The 23,200-nt window shown below is 68.4% G+C and carries 18 protein-coding genes; 10 read left to right on the plus strand and 8 right to left on the minus strand.

Annotation, left to right across the window (positions count from 1 at the left end; genetic code table 11):
* Positions 1–30: 30 nt before the first annotated feature.
* The 3 genes from AB0I19_RS22725 to AB0I19_RS22735 all read left to right on the plus strand — a co-directional run bounded on the left by AB0I19_RS22725 (position 31) and on the right by AB0I19_RS22735 (position 6,283).
* A complete protein-coding gene (locus tag AB0I19_RS22725; RefSeq protein ID WP_357150929.1) occupies positions 31–2,688 on the plus strand; it encodes a DNA polymerase III subunit gamma and tau in 2,658 nt (885 codons plus the stop codon).
* A gap of 189 nt (positions 2,689–2,877) precedes the next feature.
* Positions 2,878–4,092 (plus strand): acetyl-CoA C-acetyltransferase, encoded by a 1,215-nt coding sequence (locus AB0I19_RS22730; RefSeq protein WP_067494619.1) that lies wholly within the window; start codon positions 2,878–2,880, stop codon positions 4,090–4,092.
* Between the two features lie 40 nt (positions 4,093–4,132).
* Positions 4,133–6,283: a 3-hydroxyacyl-CoA dehydrogenase NAD-binding domain-containing protein gene (locus AB0I19_RS22735; protein ID WP_067494616.1), complete on the plus strand. Its 2,151-nt coding sequence runs from the start codon at positions 4,133–4,135 to the stop codon at positions 6,281–6,283.
* 77 nt (positions 6,284–6,360) lie between these two features.
* Here AB0I19_RS22735 and AB0I19_RS22740 read toward each other — a convergent pair whose 3' ends face one another.
* Both AB0I19_RS22740 and AB0I19_RS22745 read right to left on the minus strand, forming a co-directional pair.
* Entirely contained in the window at positions 6,361–6,726 is a 366-nt protein-coding gene (locus AB0I19_RS22740) for a cupin domain-containing protein (protein ID WP_357150931.1), read from the minus strand.
* 134 nt (positions 6,727–6,860) lie between these two features.
* A complete protein-coding gene (locus AB0I19_RS22745; RefSeq protein ID WP_357150933.1) occupies positions 6,861–7,604 on the minus strand; it encodes a hypothetical protein in 744 nt (247 codons plus the stop codon).
* Positions 7,605–7,743: 139 nt separating this feature from the next.
* Here AB0I19_RS22745 and AB0I19_RS22750 point away from each other — a divergent pair, with 139 nt between their 5' ends.
* Both AB0I19_RS22750 and AB0I19_RS22755 read left to right on the plus strand, forming a co-directional pair.
* Positions 7,744–8,823, plus strand: a complete 1,080-nt coding sequence (locus AB0I19_RS22750; RefSeq protein ID WP_357150935.1) for an esterase-like activity of phytase family protein — start codon at positions 7,744–7,746, stop codon at positions 8,821–8,823.
* Between the two features lie 114 nt (positions 8,824–8,937).
* Positions 8,938–12,486, plus strand: coding sequence for a protein kinase (locus AB0I19_RS22755; protein WP_357150937.1), 3,549 nt, complete (start codon positions 8,938–8,940; stop codon positions 12,484–12,486).
* A 30-nt stretch (positions 12,487–12,516) separates the two neighbouring features.
* Here the strand turns inward: AB0I19_RS22755 and AB0I19_RS22760 are convergent, their stop codons facing one another.
* Positions 12,517–13,833 carry a class I SAM-dependent methyltransferase gene (locus AB0I19_RS22760; RefSeq protein WP_357150939.1) on the minus strand — a complete coding sequence of 439 codons (1,317 nt, stop codon included), beginning with the start codon at positions 13,831–13,833 and terminating at the stop codon, positions 12,517–12,519.
* Positions 13,830–15,263 (minus strand): FAD-binding oxidoreductase, encoded by a 1,434-nt coding sequence (locus AB0I19_RS22765; protein ID WP_357151031.1) that lies wholly within the window; start codon positions 15,261–15,263, stop codon positions 13,830–13,832. Before AB0I19_RS22765 ends, AB0I19_RS22760 begins: the two co-directional genes overlap by 4 nt.
* A gap of 173 nt (positions 15,264–15,436) precedes the next feature.
* Between AB0I19_RS22765 and AB0I19_RS22770 the strand changes: the two genes are divergently transcribed.
* Positions 15,437–15,871, plus strand: coding sequence for an SRPBCC family protein (locus AB0I19_RS22770; protein ID WP_357150941.1), 435 nt, complete (start codon positions 15,437–15,439; stop codon positions 15,869–15,871).
* A gap of 1 nt (position 15,872) precedes the next feature.
* Here AB0I19_RS22770 and AB0I19_RS22775 read toward each other — a convergent pair whose 3' ends face one another.
* The 3 genes from AB0I19_RS22775 to AB0I19_RS22785 are packed head-to-tail and all read right to left on the minus strand — an operon-like array spanning position 15,873 to position 17,640.
* On the minus strand, positions 15,873–16,223 hold the full coding sequence (locus AB0I19_RS22775; RefSeq protein WP_357150943.1) for a VOC family protein: 351 nt from the start codon (positions 16,221–16,223) through the stop codon (positions 15,873–15,875).
* Positions 16,220–17,050 carry a MerR family transcriptional regulator gene (locus tag AB0I19_RS22780; protein ID WP_357150945.1) on the minus strand — a complete coding sequence of 277 codons (831 nt, stop codon included), beginning with the start codon at positions 17,048–17,050 and terminating at the stop codon, positions 16,220–16,222. Before AB0I19_RS22780 ends, AB0I19_RS22775 begins: the two co-directional genes overlap by 4 nt.
* 41 nt (positions 17,051–17,091) lie before the next feature.
* Positions 17,092–17,640 carry a hypothetical protein gene (locus AB0I19_RS22785; RefSeq protein WP_357150947.1) on the minus strand — a complete coding sequence of 183 codons (549 nt, stop codon included), beginning with the start codon at positions 17,638–17,640 and terminating at the stop codon, positions 17,092–17,094.
* Between the two features lie 212 nt (positions 17,641–17,852).
* On the opposite strand from AB0I19_RS22785, the gene AB0I19_RS22790 reads away from it, so the two are divergent.
* Entirely contained in the window at positions 17,853–18,194 is a 342-nt protein-coding gene (locus tag AB0I19_RS22790) for a YbaB/EbfC family nucleoid-associated protein (protein ID WP_067640418.1), read from the plus strand.
* Positions 18,194–18,802 carry a recombination mediator RecR gene (gene recR, locus AB0I19_RS22795; protein WP_067494585.1) on the plus strand — a complete coding sequence of 203 codons (609 nt, stop codon included), beginning with the start codon at positions 18,194–18,196 and terminating at the stop codon, positions 18,800–18,802. Before AB0I19_RS22790 ends, recR begins: the two co-directional genes overlap by 1 nt.
* Here recR and AB0I19_RS22800 read toward each other — a convergent pair.
* A complete protein-coding gene (locus AB0I19_RS22800; RefSeq protein ID WP_357150949.1) occupies positions 18,799–19,434 on the minus strand; it encodes a hypothetical protein in 636 nt (211 codons plus the stop codon). The genes recR and AB0I19_RS22800 overlap by 4 nt on opposite strands.
* Before the next feature lie 126 nt (positions 19,435–19,560).
* Here AB0I19_RS22800 and AB0I19_RS22805 point away from each other — a divergent pair, with 126 nt between their 5' ends.
* Positions 19,561–22,326 (plus strand): circularly permuted type 2 ATP-grasp protein, encoded by a 2,766-nt coding sequence (locus tag AB0I19_RS22805; RefSeq protein WP_357150951.1) that lies wholly within the window; start codon positions 19,561–19,563, stop codon positions 22,324–22,326.
* Entirely contained in the window at positions 22,323–23,180 is an 858-nt protein-coding gene (locus AB0I19_RS22810; protein ID WP_357150953.1) for a transglutaminase family protein, read from the plus strand. The genes AB0I19_RS22805 and AB0I19_RS22810 overlap by 4 nt, the downstream gene beginning before the upstream one ends.
* Positions 23,181–23,200 lie beyond the last annotated feature (20 nt).

A 23,200-nucleotide genomic window follows, 5' to 3' on the forward strand; every position in this document is an offset into this window, starting at 1 on the left:
AAATATCGACCGGCGACATTCGCTGAGGTAGTGGGTCAGGAGCACGTCACCGACCCGCTGAGTACAGCGCTGGACACCGGCCGCATCAGCCATGCGTACCTGTTCTCCGGGCCGCGTGGCTGCGGCAAGACGTCCTCGGCGCGCATCCTCGCCCGCTCGCTCAACTGTGTGGAAGGGCCGACCTCGCGGCCGTGTGGCACCTGCGGGTCGTGTGTGGCGCTCGGCCCGGGCGGGTCGGGGAACCTCGACGTCATCGAGCTCGACGCGGCCAGTCACGGCGGCGTCGACGACACCCGTGAGCTGCGCGATCGTGCCTTCTACGCGCCCGCCGAGTCGCGCTATCGCGTGTTCATCGTCGACGAGGCGCACATGGTCACCACGGCCGGTTTCAACGCGCTGCTCAAGATCGTCGAGGAACCGCCCGCCCACCTGATCTTCATCTTCGCCACCACCGAACCCGACAAGGTGCTGCCGACCATCCGGTCGCGCACCCACCACTACCCGTTCCGGTTGCTGCCGCCGGCCACCATGCGCGGACTGCTCGGCAAGATCTGCGAGCAGGAGCACGTCCCGGTGGAGGAAGCGGTGTATCCGCTGGTCATCCGGGCCGGTGGGGGTTCACCGCGCGACAGCCTGAGCGTGCTCGACCAGCTGCTCGCCGGTGCCGGGCCGGAGGGTGTCACCTATCCCCGGGCGGTTTCGCTGCTCGGCGTCACCGATGTGGCGCTGATCGACCACGCCGTCGACGCACTCGCCACCGACGACGGCGCCGCCCTGTTCGGCACGATCGACCAGGTGATGGAGGCGGGGCACGACCCGCGCCGATTCGCCGTCGACCTGCTCGAACGCCTGCGCGATCTGATCCTGCTGCGCGCGGTCCCCGATGCCGCCGAGCGCGGCCTCGTCGCGGGTCCCGGCGACGTGCTCGAGCGCATGCGCGACCAGGCCGCCCGCATCGGCCCCGCCACCCTCACCCGCTACGCCGAACTCCTCCACGAGGGCCTCGGTGAAATGCGCGGCGCCACCGCCCCCCGCCTCCTGCTCGAGGTGATCTGCGCCCGCATGCTCCTCCCGTCGGTCTCCGACACCGAATCCGCCACCCTCCAACGCCTCGAGCGTCTGGAACGCGGATTCGCCACCGGCGCAATCCCTTCCGCCCGCCCCTCCGGCGACGCCCCCACCCGGCCCGTGGTCGACGCACCCGCGCCCGCCCCGTCGAGTGCGCAAGGTTCGAGCGCCGAGGGCCGCCGTCGAGGTGCGGAAATCCTCGCCGCCGCCATGGCGGAAAAGGAAGCCGCCGCGCGCAAGTCGGGAGCTTCCGGCGCTGAGGAAGCCGCCGCGCACCAGCCCGATGCTCCCGCCGCCGATGATCGCGCGCCACATCCGCACGTCGCCGCCGCTCACGGGGCCACGACCGACGACTCGGCCACCACGCAATCGCCGGTCGCCCATTCGGCCGCATCGCCACCGGCCGCCGACTCGGCCGCGACGGCGCCGAACGCGCTCGCGGGACAGGATCCGGCTTCGCAGGATCCGCGGGCCGGCGAGAGCGCCACCGGTATGCGAGGTGCCGAGCGCGCTGCGGTTTCCCGACCGCAGGCTTCGGCGGCGCAAGAGCCTGCCGGCCCTGAGCAGGTCTCGCCTGCGCCGCAGCATCCGTCCGTCGCGCACCAGGCGCCCGCCGTGCCGCCGCCGAGTGCCACCGAAACGGCAGCACCGTCATCGCGCGGCGAACAAGATCGTGCTGCTCGGTCGTCCGGTGTCCCCCGACCGATCGTCGACACGCAGGGCGTCGATCCGACTCCGCCGTCCTCGGTCGACTCGGCTTCCGCCGCCTCCGGATCGGCACCGGCCGCGTCGGACGCCCGTGGTGAGGGCCCGGAAGTTGCCTCGCCGCAGGGTGATTCGCACGCCGGTACGGCAGATGAGCCTATGGCCGGGTCTCGGCGAGATGACGCGACCACGACGCCCGCACAGGCCGGTGCGTCCTCGGCTGCGACCGGTAATCCCGAGGTGCCGCAGGGGGAGGCACCCGCGGAGGATCTGCTCGCCCTCGTCGACACGGCGTGGGCCGACATCAAGACGAAGGTGCGGGAGTTCGGGCTCACGTTGCATGCGTTGATGTCGGGGGCCGCGGTGTCGCGGGTGGAGGGGCAGACGATCGTTTTCGCGCATCAGAGTGCTCCGTTGGCGCAGCGGTTGTCCGATCCGCGCAATATCGAGTCCGTGCGGGCGGCCGTGCGGGCGGTGCTCGGGCGGGAACTGGATGTGCGCTGGGAGACCGGTGCCCCTGCGGCACGCCCGGCGCCGCAGGCCAAGAACACGGCGGGTCCGGCGGAGAGCAAGCCCGCCGCCCGGCCGCAGTTCTCGCGCCCGAGTCAGGCCAAGGGTGGGCGGGCGCGCTCCGGCAAGCCCGACGACGACATTCCACCGCCCGACTTCCCCGACTTACCCGACGACCCGGGTCCGCAGGACAGTTATGCCGTCGATCCGGCGCGTTCCGGCGGCGAGTCGGCGGGCGCCCCACGCCCCGCGCCCGGCATTCCCGCCCCGCCGACCCCGGAGGAGGAGCAGGAGATGCTGGCCGCCGCCGCGGTTCCGGTGGCTCCTGGCGACCGGCAGGACCCGGACGAGGTCGCCCTGGCGTTGCTGCGCAGCGAGCTCGGCGCAAAGTCTCTGGACGGTTGACAGCCACCGTCCATACCGCGTTAAGTTAACCGGAGTTCGCACACCACGGTAGTATGAACGGGTGGCCGGGAACTCCGGATGGGCATGGTTCTATGCTCCGCTGGTGCTTGCCGGATTTGTACGGCGTCGAAGACGATTGGTCGTGGCGTTCGTGCGGCCACCGCACCCCAAGGAAGGAAACACTCCGATATGACCACAGAGGCCTACATCTACGAGGCCATCCGCACTCCGCGCGGCCGCGGCAAGAAGAACGGCTCGCTGCACTCGGTCAAGCCGATCGATCTGACTGTTGGTCTGATCCAGGAGCTGCGTGGCCGCTTCCCGAACCTCGACGAGGATCGGATCTCCGACATCATCCTCGGCGTGGTCACCCCCGTCGGTGACCAGGGCATGGACATCGCCCGCACCGCGGTAACCATCGCCGGCCTGCCCGACACCGTCGGTGGCTTCCAGCTGAACCGTTTCTGTGCCTCCGGCCTCGAGGCCGTGAACCTGGCCGCGCAGAAGGTGCGCTCGGGCTTCGACGAGCTCGTGATCGCCGGTGGCGTCGAGTCGATGTCGCGCGTGCCGATGGGCTCCGACGGCGGCGCCTGGGCGCTCGACCCGGCCACCAACTACGACGGCTACTTCGTGCCCCAGGGCATCTCGGCCGACCTGATCGCCACCATCGAGGGCTTCACCCGCGATGACGTCGACGCCTACGCCGTGCGCTCGCAGGACCTGGCGGCCAAGGCCACCACCGGCGGCTACTTCGCCAAGTCGATCGTCCCGGTCAAGGACATCAACGGCCTGGTCGTGCTCGACAACGACGAGCACATGCGCCCCGGCACCACCGCCGAGGACCTGGCCAAGCTGAACCCGGCCTTCGCCGGCATCGGCGAGATGGGTGGCTTCGACGCGGTCGCGTTGCAGAAGTTCACCTACGTGGAGAAGATCAACCACGTCCACCACGGCGGCAACAGCTCGGGCATCGTCGACGGCGCTGCCCTGCTGCTGATCGGTTCCGAGGATGCGGGCAAGAACTCGGGGATGACCCCGCGCGCCCGCGTCGTCGCCACCGCCACCTCCGGTGCCGACTCCACCATCATGCTGACCGGCCCCACCCCGGCCGCCAAGAAGGCGCTGGCCCTGGCCGGTCTGACGATCGAGGACATGGACCTCGTCGAGATCAACGAGGCCTTCGCCTCCGTCGTGCTGAAGTTCCAGAAGGACCTGAACGTCCCGGACGAGAAGCTGAACGTCAACGGTGGCGCGATCGCGATGGGTCACCCCCTCGGTGCCACCGGCGCGATGATCACCGGCACCGTGCTCGACGAGCTGGAGCGCCGCAACGCTCGCTACGGCCTGATCACGCTGTGCATCGGTGGCGGCATGGGCGTTGCCACCATCATCGAGCGGGTCTGACCTTCCAACCGGAACTTCTCATAGGAGAGAACGAAAAACTATGACTGACAACATCATCGGTTGGGAGAAGGACGCCGACGGCGTGGTCGTCCTGACCATCGACGACCCGAGCCAGGGTGCCAACACCATGAACGACGCGTACATCACCTCGATGGCCGCGACCGTTGACCGCCTCGAGGCCGAGAAGGACGACATCACCGGTGTCGTCATCACCTCCGGCAAGAAGACCTTCTTCGCCGGCGGCGACCTGAAGAACATGATGCAGGTCGGCCCGGACAACGCCGCCGACGTCGCGAAGATGCTCGACGGTGTCAAGGCCCCGCTGCGTCGCCTCGAGCAGCTCGGCAAGCCGGTCGTCGCCGCCATCAACGGTGCCGCCCTCGGTGGTGGCCTCGAGATCGCGCTGGCCACCCACCACCGCATCGCGGCCGACGTCAAGGGTTCGGCCATCGGCCTGCCCGAGGTGTCCCTCGGCCTGCTGCCCGGCGGCGGCGGTGTGACTCGCACCGTGCGCATGCTCGGCCTGCAGAACGCGCTGATGCAGGTGCTGCTGCAGGGCCAGCGTCACCGCGTCACCAAGGCCAAGGAAATCGGCCTGATCGACGAGGTCGTCTCCTCCGTCGAGGAGCTGCTGCCCGCCGCCAAGGCGTGGATCGCGGCCAACCCCGAGGCTGCCCAGCCGTGGGACAAGAAGGGCTACAAGATCCCCGGCGGCACCCCGTCGACCCCGGCGCTCGCGGCGAACCTGCCCGCGTTCCCGGCCAACCTGCGTAAGCAGATCAAGGGCACCAACATGCCCGCCCCGCGTGCCATCATGGCCGCGGCGGTCGAGGGTGCGCAGGTCGACATCGATAACGCGCTTGCCATCGAGGGTCGCTACTTCATCAGCCTGCTGACCGGCCCGGTCGCGAAGAACATGATCCAGGCGTTCTTCTTCGACCTGAACCACATCAACGGTGGCGGTTCGCGTCCCAAGGATGTGCCCAAGCGCGAGATCAAGAAGATCGGCGTCATCGGCGCGGGCATGATGGGCGCGGGCATCGCCTACGTCTCGGCCAAGGCCGGCTACGAGGTCGTCCTCAAGGACGTCGAGCTCGCCAACGCCGAGAAGGGCAAGGCGTACTCGGAGGCCATCGAGAAGAAGGCCCTTTCCCGTGGCAAGACCACCCAGGAGAAGTCCGACGCGCTGCTGGCCCGCATCACCCCGACCGCGGACGCCGCCGACTTCAAGGGCGTCGACTTCGTGATCGAGGCCGTGTTCGAGAACCCCGATCTCAAGAACAAGGTGTTCCAGGAGATCGAGGACATCGTCGATCCCGACGCGCTGCTCGGCTCCAACACCTCCACCCTGCCCATCACCCTGCTCTCGGAGGGTGTGAAGCGGTCCGAGGACTTCATCGGTATCCACTTCTTCTCCCCCGTGGACAAGATGCCGCTGGTGGAGATCATCAAGGGCGAGAACACCTCCGACGAGGCGCTGGCCCGGGTGTACGACTACACCCTCGCCATCAAGAAGACCCCGATCGTCGTCAACGACAGCCGTGGCTTCTTCACCTCGCGCGTGATCGGCACCTTCATCAACGAGGCCATCTCCATGGTCGCCGAGGGCGTCGACCCCTCGACGGTTGAGCAGGCCGGTCTGCAGGCGGGCTACCCGGCCGCGCCGCTGAAGCTCAGCGACGAGCTGAACTTCACCACCATGCAGAAGATCTACAAGGAGACCGCCGACGCCATCAAGGCCGCCGGTGGCGAGCTGAACGCTGCCGCGGAGACCACCGCCGCGGTGCTCGACAAGCTGGTCGGCGAGTTCGACCGCAAGGGCAAGGCGGGCGGCGCCGGCTTCTACGACTACGTCGACGGCAAGGCTGTGGGCCTGTGGAGCGAGCTGCGTTCGCTGTACAACTCGCAGCGTGAGCTCCCGGAGGGTGTCACCTTCCAGGACCTCAAGGACCGGATGATGTTCGCCGAGGCGATCGAGACCCAGAAGTGCTTCGACGAAGGCGTGCTCACCAGCACCGCCGACGCGAACATCGGCTCGATCTTCGGCATCGGCTTCCCGGCCTGGTCGGGCGGCTCGCACCAGTTCATCGTCGGCTACCCCGGTGGCCAGGAGGCCTTCGTGGCCCGCGCCGACGAACTGGCCAAGAAGTTCGGCCCCCGCTTCGAGGTCCCGGCCTCCCTGCGCAAGTAGTAACCACCAGCGCCCCACCCCGGCGCTGCTGACCCGACAGCCCCGTCTCGCCACCGCGAGCCGGGGCTGTCGGCGTATCAGTGGGGTTTGGCGTAGTCGGCGTAGCCCTGCCAGTCGAGCATGACGCAGGGTTCGTCGCCGACGACCCAGGCGTCGTGGCCCGGGGGGACGACCATGACGTCGCCGGGGCCGAATTCCTGTTGTTCGCCGTCGTCCATGGCTACGACGATGCGGCCCGAGAGGCAGTAACCGATGTGGGGTGCTTGGCAGCTGTCGGTGCCAGCGATCGGCTTCACGTGGTCGCTCCAGCGCCAGCCGGGTTCGAAGACGGCCCGCCCGACCGGTCCGGCTTCGGTGTTGACCAGGTCGAGTCGACCCTTGTTCTGTTCGAACGGCCGGGTTTCCTCGGGCGCGTCGAAGTTCATGCGGATGAGCGTGGACATGACATCTCACTTCTGCTCGGGTGATGAGCGGTCATGTCGTGGTCCACCGTGTGGAAATCTGGCACGGCCCACGGCCGCGCCCACCGAGAAATCTCATTTTTCGCCTCTGCACCGAGGTGCGCAAGAGTAGGGCTCTATCGGAAAAGGATGGCGGTGATGATGTCGGTGTGGCGGTAGCGGAGGTATTTCTCGACGGTGGCCGCGTCGACGGCGGAGGTGGCGGTTGCCAGGGTGATCACCACGAACTCGGCCTGTGAACCCGCGCGCCATTTTCCGGTGGCGAAATCCTTGATGTAGCTGCCGGGGCGGAGTTCGAAGTCTTTGTCCTCGATCTTGTCGGCGGCGGCCTCGGCGGTGGCTTTGTCCGGCATCGCCAGGATGAACTGGGTGAATTTCAAGCTGCCGCCTTCGGCGGACAACACCAGTTCGGCGGCGTACTGACAACCGAGTTCGGTGAGTTTCCCGGCGTGCTCGATGGGGGCGCAACTGGTGTGATCGCGGCCGTCCACCCAGTCCGCCTGCAATTCGACATTGTCGAACTTGAAATCCCACGGGCCTTCGTAATCGGTATAACTCAGGCGCTCACCGGATTTCGACGGTGGTTTACCCGTGGTGCTGGTCGTGGTCTTGCGGGTCGACGGCACATCCGTCGCCGACGCCGCGACCGCGGAACCGTCCACCCCGTTGTTACCCGCCCACACCAGCAAACCCGTGCCACCGACAAGCCCCGCGACCACCACCAGCGCGATGACGATCCACGCCCCGCCGGAGTTGCGCGGCGGCGGCGCGAGCGGTGGAACTTCCTGCGCGAACTGTGGATACGCCGTCTCCTTCGACGGCTGTCCCCACGGTGCGGGATCCTGTGGTGGATAAGTCATCTCAGCTCCCCCTTCCACGGGCGGCAATCGCGCCCGAGCCTGCCCCCGAGCTTACCGATCGGCGCCGTCCGACCGGGTCGGCGGAAGTATTCGAACGGCGTTCACCCGACGGCACTCCGGGGTCGCTAGCGTGCCGGTCATGGGACGTCGACTGGGTGCGGTGGTGTTCGGTGCGGTACTGGCCGGGGTGTGGGCCCCGGTCAGTGACGCCGAACCGATGGTGCGGGTGCTCGGGGAGCAGGTCATCGAGCACGACCTGGACTTCCGAGGCACGGTGGTCGGTGGGTTGTCGGGAATCGACTACCGGCCCGGCAGCGGCGATTTCGTCCTGATCAGCGACGATCGTTCCGAGAAGAGCCCGGCCCGGGTGTACACGGCGCGGATCCCGCTCGGGGACACCGGTGTCGGGGCGGTGGAATTCACCGGAACCGTGCCGTTGCGTCGCCCCGATGGTTCGATGTACCCGCCGAAGTCGGTGGACCCGGAGGACATTCGAGTCGACCCGCTGACCGGTGACTATTTCTGGACGCAGGAGGGCGAACGAGCCGCGGTACTCGCCGACCCTTCCGTGCGTGTCGCAAAACAGGACGGAAACTTCGTCTCCGAATTGCCGATCCCGGAAAACGAACGCATGCTGCCGGATTCGGGCCCACGCCAGAACCAGGCACTCGAAGCGGCGACCTTCGCGGCGGGCGGCGCCTTGTTCGTCACCTCGCTGGAAGGACCCCTGCTCGGCGACGGTCCCGAGGCCACGCCGACGAGCGGCGCGATCACTCGGATCACCGTGCAGGCCAGGTTCGGCCCACTCCTCGCCCAGTACCCGTATCCGCTCGAACCGGTCTTCGCCGATTCACGTCCGGAGCCCGGCCGGGCGAGCAACGGCGTCACCGCGATCCTGGCCGTGGATCCCGTCGACCCGACCCGATTCCTGGTGCTCGAGCGCGCGTTCGCCGAGGGTGCGGGCAACCGGGTCCGCATTTTCGAGATCGATACGGCAGGCGCGACGAATATCCTCGACGCGCCCGTTGCGGGCGCTCGTCCGGTGGCCAAACGTCTCGTCGCCGACCTCACCGACCTCGGCGTCGCGGCCGTCGACAACATCGAGGCGATGACATGGGGACCTCGGCTCTCCTCCGGCGAGCGGACCTTGGTGCTGGTCGCGGACAACAACTTCAGCGCACGTCAGCGCAGCCAGGTGATCGTTCTCGCCGTTCGCTGACCGTCGGGCCATCCGTTGCCGCCACTGCATCGAATCTCCACCCGTTGGATGCCGGATCGCGCTAGCTTGGATATGTAAGACCGGTGACGCCATTTCGAATCGAGAGGTGGTCACATGGAACCGGAGCCGACGCGCATCCAGGATGGGCGACCCGGATCGTCGCCGGTCGGGACCGATACGCAACGAACCACCGCGCCGGGTGAGACCGACGAGGCCGTGGTCGCCGAACTCGACGCGATGGGGTTGACCGACGCCACCGAGATCGGGCGCGGCGGGTTCGGTGTGGTGTATCGGGCGGTGCAGCCCGCGCTGGATCGCGTCGTCGCGGTGAAGGTGTTGTCCTCGGAGATCGATCAGGAGAGCCGCGAGCGGTTCCTGCGCGAGGAACAGGCCATGGGCAGGCTGTCGGGCCACCCGAATATCGTCGATATCCTGCAGGTCGACGTCACGGGCACCGGTCTGCCGCTGATCGTGATGCCGTACTGCCCGCGCGGTTCGCTGGAGCGTCTCATTCACGACCGGGGCCCGCTCACCTGGGAAGACACCCTGCGTGCCGGCGTGAAGCTGGCGGCGGCGATCGAGTCGGCGCACCGGGCGGGCATCCTGCACCGCGATGTGAAGCCGGCCAACGTCCTCATCAGCGGCTACGGCGAACCGCAGCTCACCGATTTCGGCATCGCCCGCATCCCCGGCGGGTTCCAGACCTCGAGCAGCCTCATCACCGGTTCACCCGCGTTCACGGCCCCAGAGGTACTCAGGGGGCATGAACCGACCGTGCAGTCCGATATCTATGGGCTCGGCGCCACCCTGTTCGCGCTGCTCACCGGCCATGCCGCGTTCGAGCGGCAGGCGGGGGAGAAGGTCGTCGCCCAGTTCCTGCGCATCACCACGCAGGCCGTGCCCGACCTGCGCGCCAAGGACTTCCCCGCCGATGTGGCGGCCGCCATCGAAAAGGCCATGGCCCAGGACCCGGCCGATCGCCCGGCCTCGGCCTACGAATTCGGCGAACTCCTGCGCGACGTGCAGCGCGCTCACGGTCAGATGCCCGACGAGATGGCGCTGCTCGTCACCGGCGACGAGCTCGCCGAGCCACCGCCGGAAGCCCTCAAAGCGGTCACCGCGCGCCGCAGCTGGCCGCTCACCCTGCAGCCGGCGGGCGCGTCGGTGTCGGTGCACAAGCCGACCACCGGCACCCTGCCGCCCACTGCCGCGACCAAGTTCCGCCCGCCGACCCCGGCACGTGATCCGTTTCCCCGCCCACGACTGCTCGACACCTTGCGTTCGGGTGGTCTGCGCAGGCTCGCGCTGATCCACGCGCCCGCCGGATTCGGCAAGAGCACCGTCGCCACCCAGTGGCGTGCCGACCTCGCAGCCCGTGATATTCCGGTGGCCTGGCTCGGTATCGATTCCGACGACGACAGTGAGATCTGGTTCCTCGCGCACCTGATCCAGGCGATCCGGCGGGTGCGTCCCGATGTCGGCGCCGGGCTCGAGCAGGTGCTGGAGGAACGCCCGGCCGATGCGGTGGCATTCGTGATCGCCACGCTGATCGACGAGATCCACGCCAGTGACCGGCCGGTGGTCGTTATCGTCGACGACTGGCACCGGGTGCAGGACCCCGGCGTGCACCGGGCGATGGCGGCGCTGCTCGACAATGGTTGTCACCATGTGCGTTTCGTCGTGACCAGCCGCGACCAGGCCGGTTTGCCGATCAGCAGGCTGCGGGTGCGCGACGAGCTGGTCGAGCTCGACGCGGCGGCGTTGCGGCTCACCGAGTCGGAAACCCGCCAGATCCTGGTGGAGCGCAACGGGTTCGCGCTCACCGACGAACAGGTCGAGCAAATCCACGCCGCGACCGACGGGTGGCCCGCCGCCATCCAGCTGGTGAGCCTGACGCTGCGCGGCACCGCCGATCCCGGTCAGCTGCTGGTGCAGCTCGCCGAAGGCGGGCACGGGATGCGGGAGTATCTGGCCGAGAACGTGCTCGACACGCTGGAACCGGATCTGCTGGAGTTCCTGATGGCGATCTCGGTGGTGGAGCGGGTGAACGCTTCGCTGGCCACGCTGCTCGCCGACGTGCCCGACGGTGCCGCCCTGCTCGAGCAGGCCGAGCAGCGCGAGCTGTTCCTGCATCGGCTCCCGCACGATCCGGAGTGGTATCGCATGCAGCCGCTGTTCGCCGAGCACCTGCGCGCTCGTCTCGAACGCGATCACCCCGGACGCTCGAAGGTGCTGCACCGCAAGGCCGCCCGCTGGTACGCGGAGCATCAATTGCTGCGCAAGTCGGTGGATCACGCGCTGGCCGCGACCGATCTCAAGCTGGCCGCCGACCTGCTGGAAAGCGGCGGCATGGACCTCATCGACGGGTCACGGCTCGCGACGTTGCTCGGCAGTGTGTCGAAACTGCCCATGCAGCAGGTGAGTTCGCGGTCGAAGCTGTTGATGGCGGTGGCACGGGCCAATATGAACCTGCAACAGTCCGGCACCGCCCGCACCGCCCTCGGCAGGCTGTCGAACCTGCTGGCACGGGGCAGCACCGGCGGTCCCGAGCAGGCGGAAGAACGCTGCGCGGCAACGGTTCTCGAAGCGGCCGACCGGGTAGCCCACGACGACACCGACGGCGTGGCCGATCAGCTCGCCACCTGCTTGGAAGCGCCGGACGGCCTGCCGGACTGGATCGTCTCGACGGCGGCCAACCTGATGTCGTTCGTGCGCCTGTGCGAGTTCGATTTCGTCGAAGCCACCGCCACCCAGGACTGGGCGGCCGAATATCACGCTCGGTCCAAGGACCCGCTCGGCCCGGTCTTCGGTCTCTGCGCCCGCGCCGCCGCGGCCTATGAACAACTCGATATCGCCACGGCCACCGCCTGTCTCGAGGAGGCCTACGAAACGGCACGCACCAGGGCCGGGCCGCGATCGGACGCCGCGCGCGTGGCGGCGGCCATGCTGGGCGAGGTGACCTACCGGCGCGGTGACCTGGCCATGGCCGACCGGCTGCTCGACGAGAGCCACCAGCTGCTCACGCGCGTGGGCCCCGTCGACTTTCTCGTCGCGACCTTCGTCATCGGCGCACGCGTGAAAGCCGCCCTCGGCGACCAGTACACCGCCGCGGCCCGGCTCGAGGAAGGCGCGCGCGTGGCCGCGGCCAACAGCCTGGCCCGCCTCGACGCCCATGTGCGTGCGGAACGCTCGCGCCTCGGGCTGCCGCCGGGCAACGGCGCCAACGGCATCGTCGTCGACCCGTCGGGCAACGGCGGACGCCGCAAAACGGGCGCCGCCGCGCTCATCACCGAGGCGAGGCAGGTGGCCGAAATCCGCACCCTCCTCACCGAACAGCGCCTGCGCGCCGACGACCGCGCAGCCCGCCACGCCCGCGTGTTGTATTCGCGTGTCCTCGAACAATCCCGCCCCCGCGCGGAACTGGACGCCACCCTCCTACTCGCCGAATGCCTGGCGGCGGCCGGCTGGATCGGCGAGGCGACCAACCTGGTCCTCCCGGTCCTGCGCACCTGCGCCGACCTCGGCTGGACCCGCCCCTTGCTCGACGCGGGCCCCGGCGTAGTCGGCCTCCTGCACGTCCTGCGCACCCAGTCCCACGAAACTGCCCAACACCCCATCCTCGACGGAATGCCCGGCCACTTCCTCGACGAACTGCTGACCTGACCGGCCCGGTCACCCGGGCCGGTCACTGCACTAGGGCTGCCACCAGGGCCGCAACGGCACGTCCCAGGTTCCGTTCTTGTTCAGTTTCACGCCGAGGACGTGGTGGAGTTGGACGACGTTGCGCTGGAAGCCGAGGCGGCAGCCTGCCATGTAGAGGCCCCAGACCTTTGCTGTGCCCTCGCCTACTTCGTCGACGCAGGCGTCCCAGTTGTCGACCAGGTTCTTGCACCATTCGTGCAGGGTGAGGGCGTAGTGCTCGCGCAGGTTCTCCTCGTGCAGGACCTCGAGGCCGAGGTTCTGGATTTCGGAGATGATGCGGCCCGAGCCGATGAGTTCGCCGTCGGGGAAGACGTAGCGGTCGATGAAATCGCCCGCCTTGGTGGTTCGGGTGTTGTCGGGGCGGGTGATGCAGTGGTTGAGGAACAGACCGCCGTCGCGGAGTTTGTCCTTGATGAAACCGAAGTAGAAGGGGTAGTTGTGCACCCCGATGTGTTCGGTGAGACCGATCGAGGAGACGGCGTCGAACTCGCCCTCGACGATGTCGCGGTAGTCGCTGTGGCGGACTTCGGCCAGGTCGGCGAGGCCTTCCTCGACGATCTTCTGCTGCGCCCACGCCGCCTGTTCGGCCGAGAGCGTGGCACCGATGACGCGCACGCCACGCTTGGCGGCGTAGCGGACCATGCCGCCCCAGCCGCAGCCGATGTCGAGCAGCCGGTCGCCTTCCTTCAGGCGCAGCTTGTCGAAGATCAGCCGGTACTTGTTCTCCTGTGCCTGCTCGAGCGTCCAGTCGCGGTCGCCGTACACCGCGCAGGTGTAGGTCATCGACGGGCCGAGCACGTATTCGTAGAACTTGTTGGAGACGTCGTAGTGGTGGTGGATCGCCTCGGCGTCACGAGTCTTGGAGTGGCGTAAGCCCTCCAGGGCGATGCGGCGCCAGCGCGGCAGGGTTTCCTGCGGCGGCGGGGCGATCGGCTTGAGCCGCTCCCAGCCCAGCGAGCGGGCGATGGTCACCAGCGACAGGGCCGACGGACGATGGAACTTCATGTCCTGCATGGCCTTCAAGATGTCGTAGGGGTCACCGGGGTGCACCCCCTGCGCCACCATGTCGCCCGCGATGTAGGCGCGGGCCATGCCGAGGTCGCCGGGCGCGGTGGCCAGGTAGTTGATGCCGCGCGGGTTCTTGATGTCGAGGGTGTAGGGCGAATCGGCGGGCCCGGTCGCGCTGCCGTCGTAGGCCGTCAGCCGGACAGGGATGTCACCGTCGATGAGGCTCTCGAACACCTCCGCGATGCTGAGCCGGGTTCCCAGCTCGGCGAGGATCTCGGATCTGTCCTTGAATGTCGTCACTTGCGTTGCACCGCCTTCGAATACAGATTCAGCAGTCGTTGGTCCGGGTCGTAACGGTTCTTCAATGCGGTATAGGTCTGGCCGCCGTAGAGCTTCGCGAATTCTGCCTCGTCGTAATAGGAGTCCGAGTACAGGGACTTGTGTCCGTCGAATTCGGAGACGATCTTCTCGATGGCGCGGTTGGCAGCCCCCTCCGGCTGACCGGGCACGGTGGGCACCGCCGACCAGAATCCGAAGTTGACGTAGGTGTGACGCGGTTCGAGGGGATACAGCGGCCACGGTCGGCTGCCGTCGGCGGCGCCGGTCTCGCGCAAGCGCAAGGGGCACAGCCAGATCGGTTCGATCGGGATCTCGCGCAGGAACCACTCGGCGAAGTCGGCGGTGCGGTGGACCGGCACCTCGATGTCCTGCACCACCCGCTCCTGCGGCGCGAGTCCCTTGCGGGCGCGGCGCCGGTCGTCGAAGTGGTACTTGCGGTCGAGCGCGACGAGCTTCCAGTAGAAGCTGCTGCGGCGCAACGACTTCGGCCAGAACCGGCGGATCTTCGGGTTCTGGGTGCCGAAGGCGCGCGAGCACCAGAACCAGTCGGTGTCCCAGCGCCACAGGTAGTCGGCGATGGTGAGCCGGTCGGTCTTCACGCCGTCGTCGTGCTGCAGGGAGCGGTAGTAGATGTCCATGCCGGTGTAGTCGCTGACCGGGCCGGGTTCGTCGGTCTGCCTGCCGAGGGTCAGGTAGCTCTCGGTGGCACTGAAGACCACGCCGTCCAGGTAGTCGACCTGTTCGCCCTGGTAGGAGCGCTCGGTGACGATGCGTTCCAGCTCTGCTTCCAGCGTGCGCAGGTCGTGGAACCGGACATGCCGCAGCGCGACATAGGGCTTGACAGTTTCGAGCTCGATTTTCAGGCGAACGGAGTAGCCGAGGGTGCCGTAGGAGTTGGGGAAACCGTGGAAGAGGTCGGCGTGCTCGCCGGTCGGTGTCGCGGTGAGGATCTCGCCCGACCCGGTCAGGATGTCCATTTCCAGCACGGATTCGTGCGGAAGACCGTTGCGGAACGAGGTCGACTCGATGCCGAGCCCGGTGACGGCGCCACCGAGGGTGATGGTCTTGAGCTGCGGAACCACCAGCGGGGCGAGCCCGTAGGGGAGGGTGGCCGCCACCAGGTCCTCGTAGGTGGTCATGCCTGCCACGTCGGCGGTCCTGGCCTGCGGGTCGACGGCGATCACCTGCCCCAGCCCCGACACGTCGAGCCCGGGCGCGGTCGTCGCCGCCCTGGCACGGAATAGGTTCGATGTCTTCTTCGCCAACCGGACGACGGCACCCGGTGGGATGGCGCGATAGCTTGCCAGCAGTCGCTCCACACCCGCGCGGTGCGCGGCGTATCCAGACTCGCGTGCGGCCGGTTCGTGGCCGGCCCTACCCAAAAGACTCACTGCCACTGTGTCGACGCTAGTACGCGCCCGCCCGCCCGGCTACCAGATAGATGCACGCCACGGAGAAATGTCACTCAGCTGTTTCTTCCCCGACGACCTGGTCGGGCGATGCGGTGTGGCGCAAGGCAGGATGTAACCCGGTCGAGATTTCGCACCCGACAAGGAGTCATACAGTGGGACAGGTCAGTGCAAGCAGTTCGATCGTCGTCGCGGCGGATCCGCAGCGCACCCTCGAGGCGATCGGCGACTACGAGACGGTTCGTCCGCGCATCCTCTCCTCGCACTACCGCGACTACAAGGTGATCGAGGGCGGTAAGGGCGCGGGCACCGTGGTGGAGTGGACCCTGCAGGCCACCGAGAAGCGGGTGCGCAACGTGCGCGCGAGCGTGACGGTCGCCGATTCGATCCTCACCGAGCGCGACGCCAACTCCACCATGGTCAACACCTGGACCGTCACGCCCGAGGGCGCCGGTTCGCGCGTCACCGTGCGCACCACCTGGAAGGGTGCAGGCGGTATCGCAGGCATCTTCGAGGGCATCTTCGCACCGCTCGGCCTGAAGAAGATCCAGGCCGAGCTGCTGGAGAACCTGAAGCGCGAACTGGCCTGAGTCAGTATTTGCCGATGTCGAAGAGGTTGCCCTCGGGATCGGCAACGGTCACCCACTGCACGCCGTACTGGTCGAAGTCGCCGATGTGCTTGCCGCCCAGGCTGATCGCGCGTTCGAGGGCATCGGCCCACTGCGTCGAGTGGAAGTCCAGGTGCACGGCGTTCTTGCCCGGAGTCCGGTCGGGCACCTGGATGAACATCAGCACCGGCGACATGCCTGTCGACCGGCCGATCTCGGCGAAGAACGGCGAGGCACCCGGTTCGACGGGCGTGTCGAGCAGTTGGGCGTAGAACTCGGCGAGGGCGGCCGCGTTGTGGCAGTCGACGACGACATTGGCGATGGCGAGGGTCATCGGGTTTCTCCTTCGGTGATGGGCCAGCACACTTCGGTGCGGTATTCGGCCGGGTTGTCGGTGTGCTGCGGTCCCACGAGGTAGCGCTCGCGGATCGGTTCGTCGGCCAGGGCTTCGTCGTGTTCGGCGACATAGCTGCCGAGGGCGCCGTAGGTGCGGTCGAAGTCGTCGAACGCGCCGGTGTGCACGGCCACGGCGTAGCGGCGGGCGGGCATGTCGGTGAGTTCGAGGCCGGGTGGCGGGGTGAGTTCCGTGCCCGTGGGAAGTGGCAGGTAGGCGCTCACCTCGCCCGACTCGTCGGTGAAGAATTCGGTCGAGTAGGTGGCGCCCGCGATTCCGCCCGGTGTCACGCCCGCGGTGAGCACCGTCTGGAACAGCTGGTCGAAGGCGAGGCCACACCATTCGCCGATGGCGTCGCGGGCGACCCGGTCGGTGCGGGTGAGCGCGGTGCACGCCGGCTCGATCCGGTATTCCACCCGCAGCATCGGCGCGGGCACGGTGAGCAGCGCGCGCAACGAGGTGACCACGTCCCTGGTGCGCTGCAGTTCGGCTTCCATCGCGCTCAGGTGTTCGCGCAGGGTCGCGTCGCGCGTGGTCGGGTCGGGTGCGGCGAGTACCTCACGGATCCGTGGCAGCGGCATGGCCAGATCGCGCAGCCTGCGGATGAGGTGCGCCTGCTCGACCTGGTCGACGGAGTAGCGGCGGTACCCGGAACCGGGCGCCACCGCGACCGGCTCGAGCAACTCGATCTCGTGGTAGTAGCGCAGCGTCTTGACGCTCAGAAGCGTGAGGCGGGCGAACTCGCCGATCGTCACGGTGGCTGTCATGGAGACAAGCCAACACCCTCCAGTAGCGGGAAGGTCAACGATCAGGCCGGGGTGAGCACGAACGCCGCGAGCAGGCCGCCGCCACGCCACCACGAATAGCCGAGCCAGACGCCGGGTGTCACCTCTCTGATCTCGTCGTACACCGGCGTGGGGTAGTTCAAGGCCCAGGCCGGGGCGGCGTCGAGGATGGAGGGTGCCCGGTAGACATCGGCCGGGAAGGCCTCGAGCCCGGCACCGGTGACCCGGTTCGTCAGCGTGCCGCCGTCGGGGCCTGTGCGGAACACCTTGCCGATCCACACCGACTGCGCGATGCCGTCCAGTCGTTCCGGACGGAGTACCCAGCCGTTGGTGACGCCCATCGGCACCGCACCGGCGCCCGCGTCGCGGTAGATCTGGTCCTGTTGGCCGACGCTGCAGCGGAACCGCAGCGCGTCGATGGTCGCGGCACGATTGCCGGGGTCGAGCACGCATCCGGCGCCGTAATCGGCGACGGGTGTCGGTGGATCGGCGGCGGCGCCGACCGGGGTGAGAACGAGCAGGCTCGCACACAGAGCCGAGGTGGTCACCAGACGAGCACGCATGGCATTCATCCGATCTCCTAGGGTTGCTGACCCGTAGCCCGACCTGTCCCGATCCTAGGCCGCGCGCAACGCCGAAGGCCAGCCGCCGCCCTCCGAGCACCCCGACTAGGCTGGTACGTGGACAAGGCCCGAGCCCCCACCCGATGCACCATCCGGTAGTCGGCCGCGGCTCACGGGACCGAAAACCCGCGGCGACAGCCGCCGACAACACAGGAGCCTTCGTGCAACCCGGTGACGGTCAGTTCGACATGCAAGCGCTGCTTGCCCAGGCCCAGCAGATGCAGCAGGCCGTGATGCAGGCCCAGGCCGAGCTCGCCGAATCGGAGGTGCAGGGTCAGGCCGGTGGCGGCCTCGTGCAGGCGACCATCAAGGTGAGCGGCGAGATCACCGCCCTCACCATCGACCCCAAGGTCGTCGACCCGTCCGATGTCGACGGTCTGCAGGACCTGGTGATCGGCGCGATCAACGACGCGATGGCCAACGCACAGCAGCTGGCCGCCGAACGGCTCGGCCCGCTGTCGCAGGGCCTCGGCGGTTCGATGCCCGGACTGCCTGATTTCTGATGTATGAGGGGCCGGTACAGGATCTGATCGACGAGCTGGGCAAGCTGCCCGGCGTCGGTCCGAAGAGCGCGCAGCGCATCGCTTTTCATCTGCTGCAGGTGGAGCCGCCGGAGATCGACCGGTTACAGGCCGTGCTGCAGAAGGTGCGCGACGGCGTGCAGTTCTGCGTGTCGTGCGGCACCGTCGCCGACGGCGAACTGTGCCGGATCTGCGCCGACCCCCGCCGCGACCGCACCATGATCTGTGTGGTCGAGGAACCCAAGGATGTGCAGGCGATCGAGCGCACCCGTGAGTTCCGTGGTCGCTACCACGTGCTCGGTGGTGCGCTCGATCCGCTCAGCGGTGTCGGGCCCGATCAGTTGCGGATCCGGGAGCTGTTGACCCGCATCGGCAATCAGGACGACGGTGTCGACGTGAGCGAGGTCATCATCGCGACCGACCCGAACACCGAGGGCGAGGCGACCGCCACCTATCTGGTGCGCATGCTGCGCGATTTCCCCGGGCTCTCGGTGACCCGGTTGGCGTCGGGTCTGCCGATGGGTGGTGACCTGGAGTTCGCCGACGAGCTGACGCTCGGTCGCGCGCTGTCGGGTCGACGCGCGCTCTAGAGCTCGACCCGGGCCCAGTTCGCTTCGTCGGCAACGGGTTTGCCGTTGGTCCAGTCCCAGATGATGCGGCCGACCTCGGCGGCGTCGCCGAGTTTCGTCCCGAAGTGCCGGTCGGCCGAGCCGTCGCGGTATTCGAGGGTGTAGGTGCCGTCGGGGTCGCGGTAGGTCTGGATGTAGCTCTGTTCGCCGCGTTCGACGATCAGGTACGGGTTCGGTGCGGCCAGGCCCGCTACCCAGCGGTGCGCCAATTCCTCGGTGAGATAAGGGAATTCGCCCGCGCCGCCGTGGGTGACGGCGATCGGGATGTGCCCGGCGGGGTCGATCAGCCACGACAGCTGCGGGTCGTAGACGGCGTAGCCGCGCGGGGTGGCCAGGTCGAACAACAGATCGCGGACGAAGCCGATCGCGTCGTACGGCGACGGCACGAACAGGGTGTCGCCGGTCGGGCCGCTCACGGGACTGCTGAGGAAGCCGTCCTCCTCGGGCAGCGCGCTGTCGCGGGCGTTGAGTTCGGCCGCGATCTCGGCGATGGCGTCGGTCTCGGGCAGACCTTCCTGCGCGGTCAGGTAGGCGTCGATCTCGTCGAGGGAGGAGGCCGCGCCCGACGGCAGAAGGATGTGGTCATAGCTCACCTGGTCAACCCTACGTAGGTGCTCGGACAGAACTCACCGAGGGCGGGAACGCTCCGCTCGGGGCGGTGGCGGGGGAGAATCGGGGCCGATGTGCGTGGTGTCGACCGGCGACGATACGGAGGGCCCGTGACCGAGCTCGAGGAGGCGCGAGTCGCGCCGGGCGTGCGGGCGCAGGTGGCCGAGCAGTTCGCCCGGTACCGGTCCGCGAGCCGGGCCGACGCGCCGTTCGACGAATGCGGCGGGCCGACTCCAGGCTATTACGACGAACTGGTCGACGGCCAGGGCCGGGTTCGCCCGATGTGGGCCGAACTGTCGGCGGCCTTCGCCGAGCGCGGTGTCGCGGGCCTGGCCGACATCGATCATCGGGTGCGCAGGCGGATCGAGGACGACGGCGTCACCTACACCGGTCCCGACGGTAGTGCTCGACCGTGGCGGCTCGACCCCATCCCGCTGCTGGTCTCCGCCGACGACTGGACCCGCCTGGAAGCGGGCCTCGTGCAGCGTTCCCGCGTGCTCGACGAGGTGCTCACCGATGTGTACGGGCCGCGCAGGCTGCTCACCTCCGGTGTACTGCCGCCGCAGGTGGTGTTCGGCAGTGCCGGGTATGTGCGCGCCGCGCACGGCATCACCGTGCCCGGCACGCACCAGCTGTTCCTGCACGGCTGCGACATCAGCCGGTTCGGTGGCGGTGACTTCCGGGTGCTCGCCGACTGGGCGCAGGCGCCGTCGGGTGCCGGGTACGCGCTGGCCGACCGTCGGGTTGTCGCCTCGGCGATCCCGGAGTCGTTCGAACACGCGGGGCCACGTCCGCTGAGCCCGTTCGCGCGGGCGATGCGGTCGATGCTCGCCGAGGCTGCCCCCGAATCGGCCGACGGCGCGGAACCCGTTGTGGTCGTGCTGAGTCCGGGTGTGCAGTCCGAAACCGCCTTCGACCAGGCCTATCTGGCACAGACCCTCGGTTTCCCGCTGGTGGAGAGCGCTGATCTGGTCGTGCGCGACGGTGCGCTGTGGATGCGGTCGCTCGGCAGTCTCGAACGGGTCGATGTGGTGTTGCGGCGCGTCGACGCGGAATTCGCCGATCCGCTCGACCTGCGTCCCGATTCGCGGCTCGGGGTGGTGGGGTTGGTCGAGGTGTTGCGGCGCGGAGCGGTGACGGTGGTCAACACCCTCGGCAGCGGGCTGCTCGAATCACCCGCGCTGAGTGTCTGCCTGCCACGGATCGCGCGGACGGTACTCGGTGAGGAACTGCTGCTCGACGGGGTGCAGTCGTACTGGGGTGAGGTGGAAAACGAACGCGCCCATCTGGTTTCCCATGTCGGGGAACTGGTGATCCGTTCGGCTGTCGACGGGACGACCATCTTCGGGCCGAATCTCGCCGCCGCCGAACGCGCGGAACTCGCGGCACGGATCGAGGCCGAGACGTGGCGGTGGGTGGGTCAGGAACCCGCCGAATTCTCCGTCGCGCCGTCGGTGGAGGAGCGGTCGGGGTTGGCGCCCGCCCCGGTGGGGATGCGGTTGTTCTCGCTGGCGCGGCGTGGTGGGTACACGGCGATGGCCGGTGGTCTCGGCCAGCAGTGGTTGCGGCGTGAACCGGGGCATGTCGCGATCAAGGTGGCGGCCAAGGATGTCTGGGTCCGGGCGGCCCCGGCCGCCGCGCCCGCCGCCGCCGATCGCCCGCACGAGGACCGCACGCGCCGCGCCGCGCCGGTGGTGGAGGCGGTGAGTTCCCCGCGCGTCCTCAACGACCTGTTCTGGATGGGCCGCTACGGCGAACGAGCCGAATCGGTGGTCCGACTGCTCGCCGCGACCCACGACGTCTACCAGGACTATCGCTACCGGCCGTGGCTGGAAGGCGGTGCGGCGCTGCCGGTTCTGTGGCACGCGCTCGCGGTGACAACCGGTACCGACCGCGTTCTCGAGGCGATGGAGGAGCCCGCCGAGCGAGCGGCGGGGGTGCCTGCCGACAGTGGGTCCGGTGCGGACTCGCCGGAGGCGTCGGCCGCCGGAGTGTCTCGCGTGCCGAGGGCTGCAGAGGAAGAGTCGTCTCCCAATTCGGAGGTCGTGGACGTAACGGCCGCGGAGTCTCGCGTCGTCGGGGCATCGGCGGAAGGGTTCCGGTATCTGGCGGCGTTGACCGGGGATCGGCAGCGGGCCGGGTCGTTGGCCTACGCGATCGACCATTACGGGTCGGCGGCTCGGGCTGTGCGCGACCAGGTGTCGGGGGATACCTGGATGATCCTCGGTGCGGTGGACCGGGCGCTGGCCGAATTCCGTGGTGCCGAGGGTGAGACGGCGATGTCGTCGGTGCATTCGCTGTCGCTGGCGGCCCTGCTCGCCCTGTCGGGCATCGGGGCGGAATCCCTTGTGCGCGACACGGGTTGGCAGGTGATGGAGATCGGCAAGCGGGTGGAGCGCGGGCTCGCGCTGACGGCGCTGCTCGAATCGACGCTCGCGCGTGAGCATCCGGCGGAGGAGGAGCAGGTGCTGTTCGACGCGGTGCTCGCGGCCACCGAGTCGGCGGTCATGTACCGGCGTAGACATCGTGGGGCGCCGCAGATCGTTGCCCTGGCCGATCTGTTGCTGTTCGACGCCGCCAACCCCCGCTCGCTGGTGTACCAACTCGACCGGCTCGAAGCTGGTTTCCAGGCGCTGCCAGGCAGTTCGGGTACGTCGCGTTCGCAACGCCTGCTCGCCGACGCGCAACGCATGGTGCGGCGGGTCGACCCCGCCGATCTGGAACACGCAGACGACGGTGTGCGCACCGAACTGGTGGAACTGCTGGAAGGGGTGCACTTGCGGTTGCGCAAGCTGGCCGAATCGTTCGAGACTGCCAAGTTGACCGTGCCGCAGGGGATTCAGCCACTGTGGGGCAGCGCGAAGGTGGTCGGATGAGCACCTACCGCGTGCTGCACCACACCACCTACACCTACTCCGATGAGGTGAGCAGTTCCTACGGACGTGCGTATCTCACCCCACGAGAGTTCCCCGGCCAGCGCTTGCTCGCCCACGACATCCACATCGACCCCGGCCCGTCCGACCGCTCGGCCGGCCCCGACGTATACGGCAACACCACCACGTATTTCCATGTGACACAGGAACATCGCCGGCTCGTGGTGACGGCCGAATCGCTCGTCGAAGTCGACCAACCCCCACCACCGGACGCCGATCTCCCCTGGGAACAGGCCCGTCCGACCGCGAGCACCGGCCCCCTCGCCGTCGAATTCACCCTCGACCTGACCCCGCCCGAAATCACACCCGGCGTCAAAGCCTATGCCGCACAGAGCTTCACACCGGGACGTCCGCTACTGGACGCGGTCACCGAACTGAACTCCCGCATCCACCACGACTTCCACTACCGCACCGGCTCGACAACCGTGAGCACCAGCGTCGCCGACGTCTTCACTGCTCGCGAAGGTGTGTGCCAGGACTTCGCCCGCCTCGCCGCCGCCTGCCTACGCTCCCACGGCCTCGCCGCCCGTTACGTCTCCGGCTACCTGGCCACCAACCCACCCCCCGGCCGCGAACGCATGATCGGCGCCGACGCCACCCACGCCTGGCCCGCCGTCTGGCTGCTCGACCACTGGCTCCCCTTCGACCCGACCAACAACCAATTCGCCGACGAACGCTATGTCACCGTCGCCTGGGGTCGCGACTACCAAGACGTCCCACCCCTGCGCGGCATCATCTACACCGAAGCTGCCACCTCGACCATCGACGTCTCCGTAGACGTGGCCCCGATCGGCTGACGGTAGAGCAGTACGAGGTG

The organism is Nocardia sp. NPDC050413, assembly GCF_040655475.1.
GTDB classification, from domain to species: Bacteria; Actinomycetota; Actinomycetes; order Mycobacteriales; family Mycobacteriaceae; genus Nocardia; species Nocardia coubleae.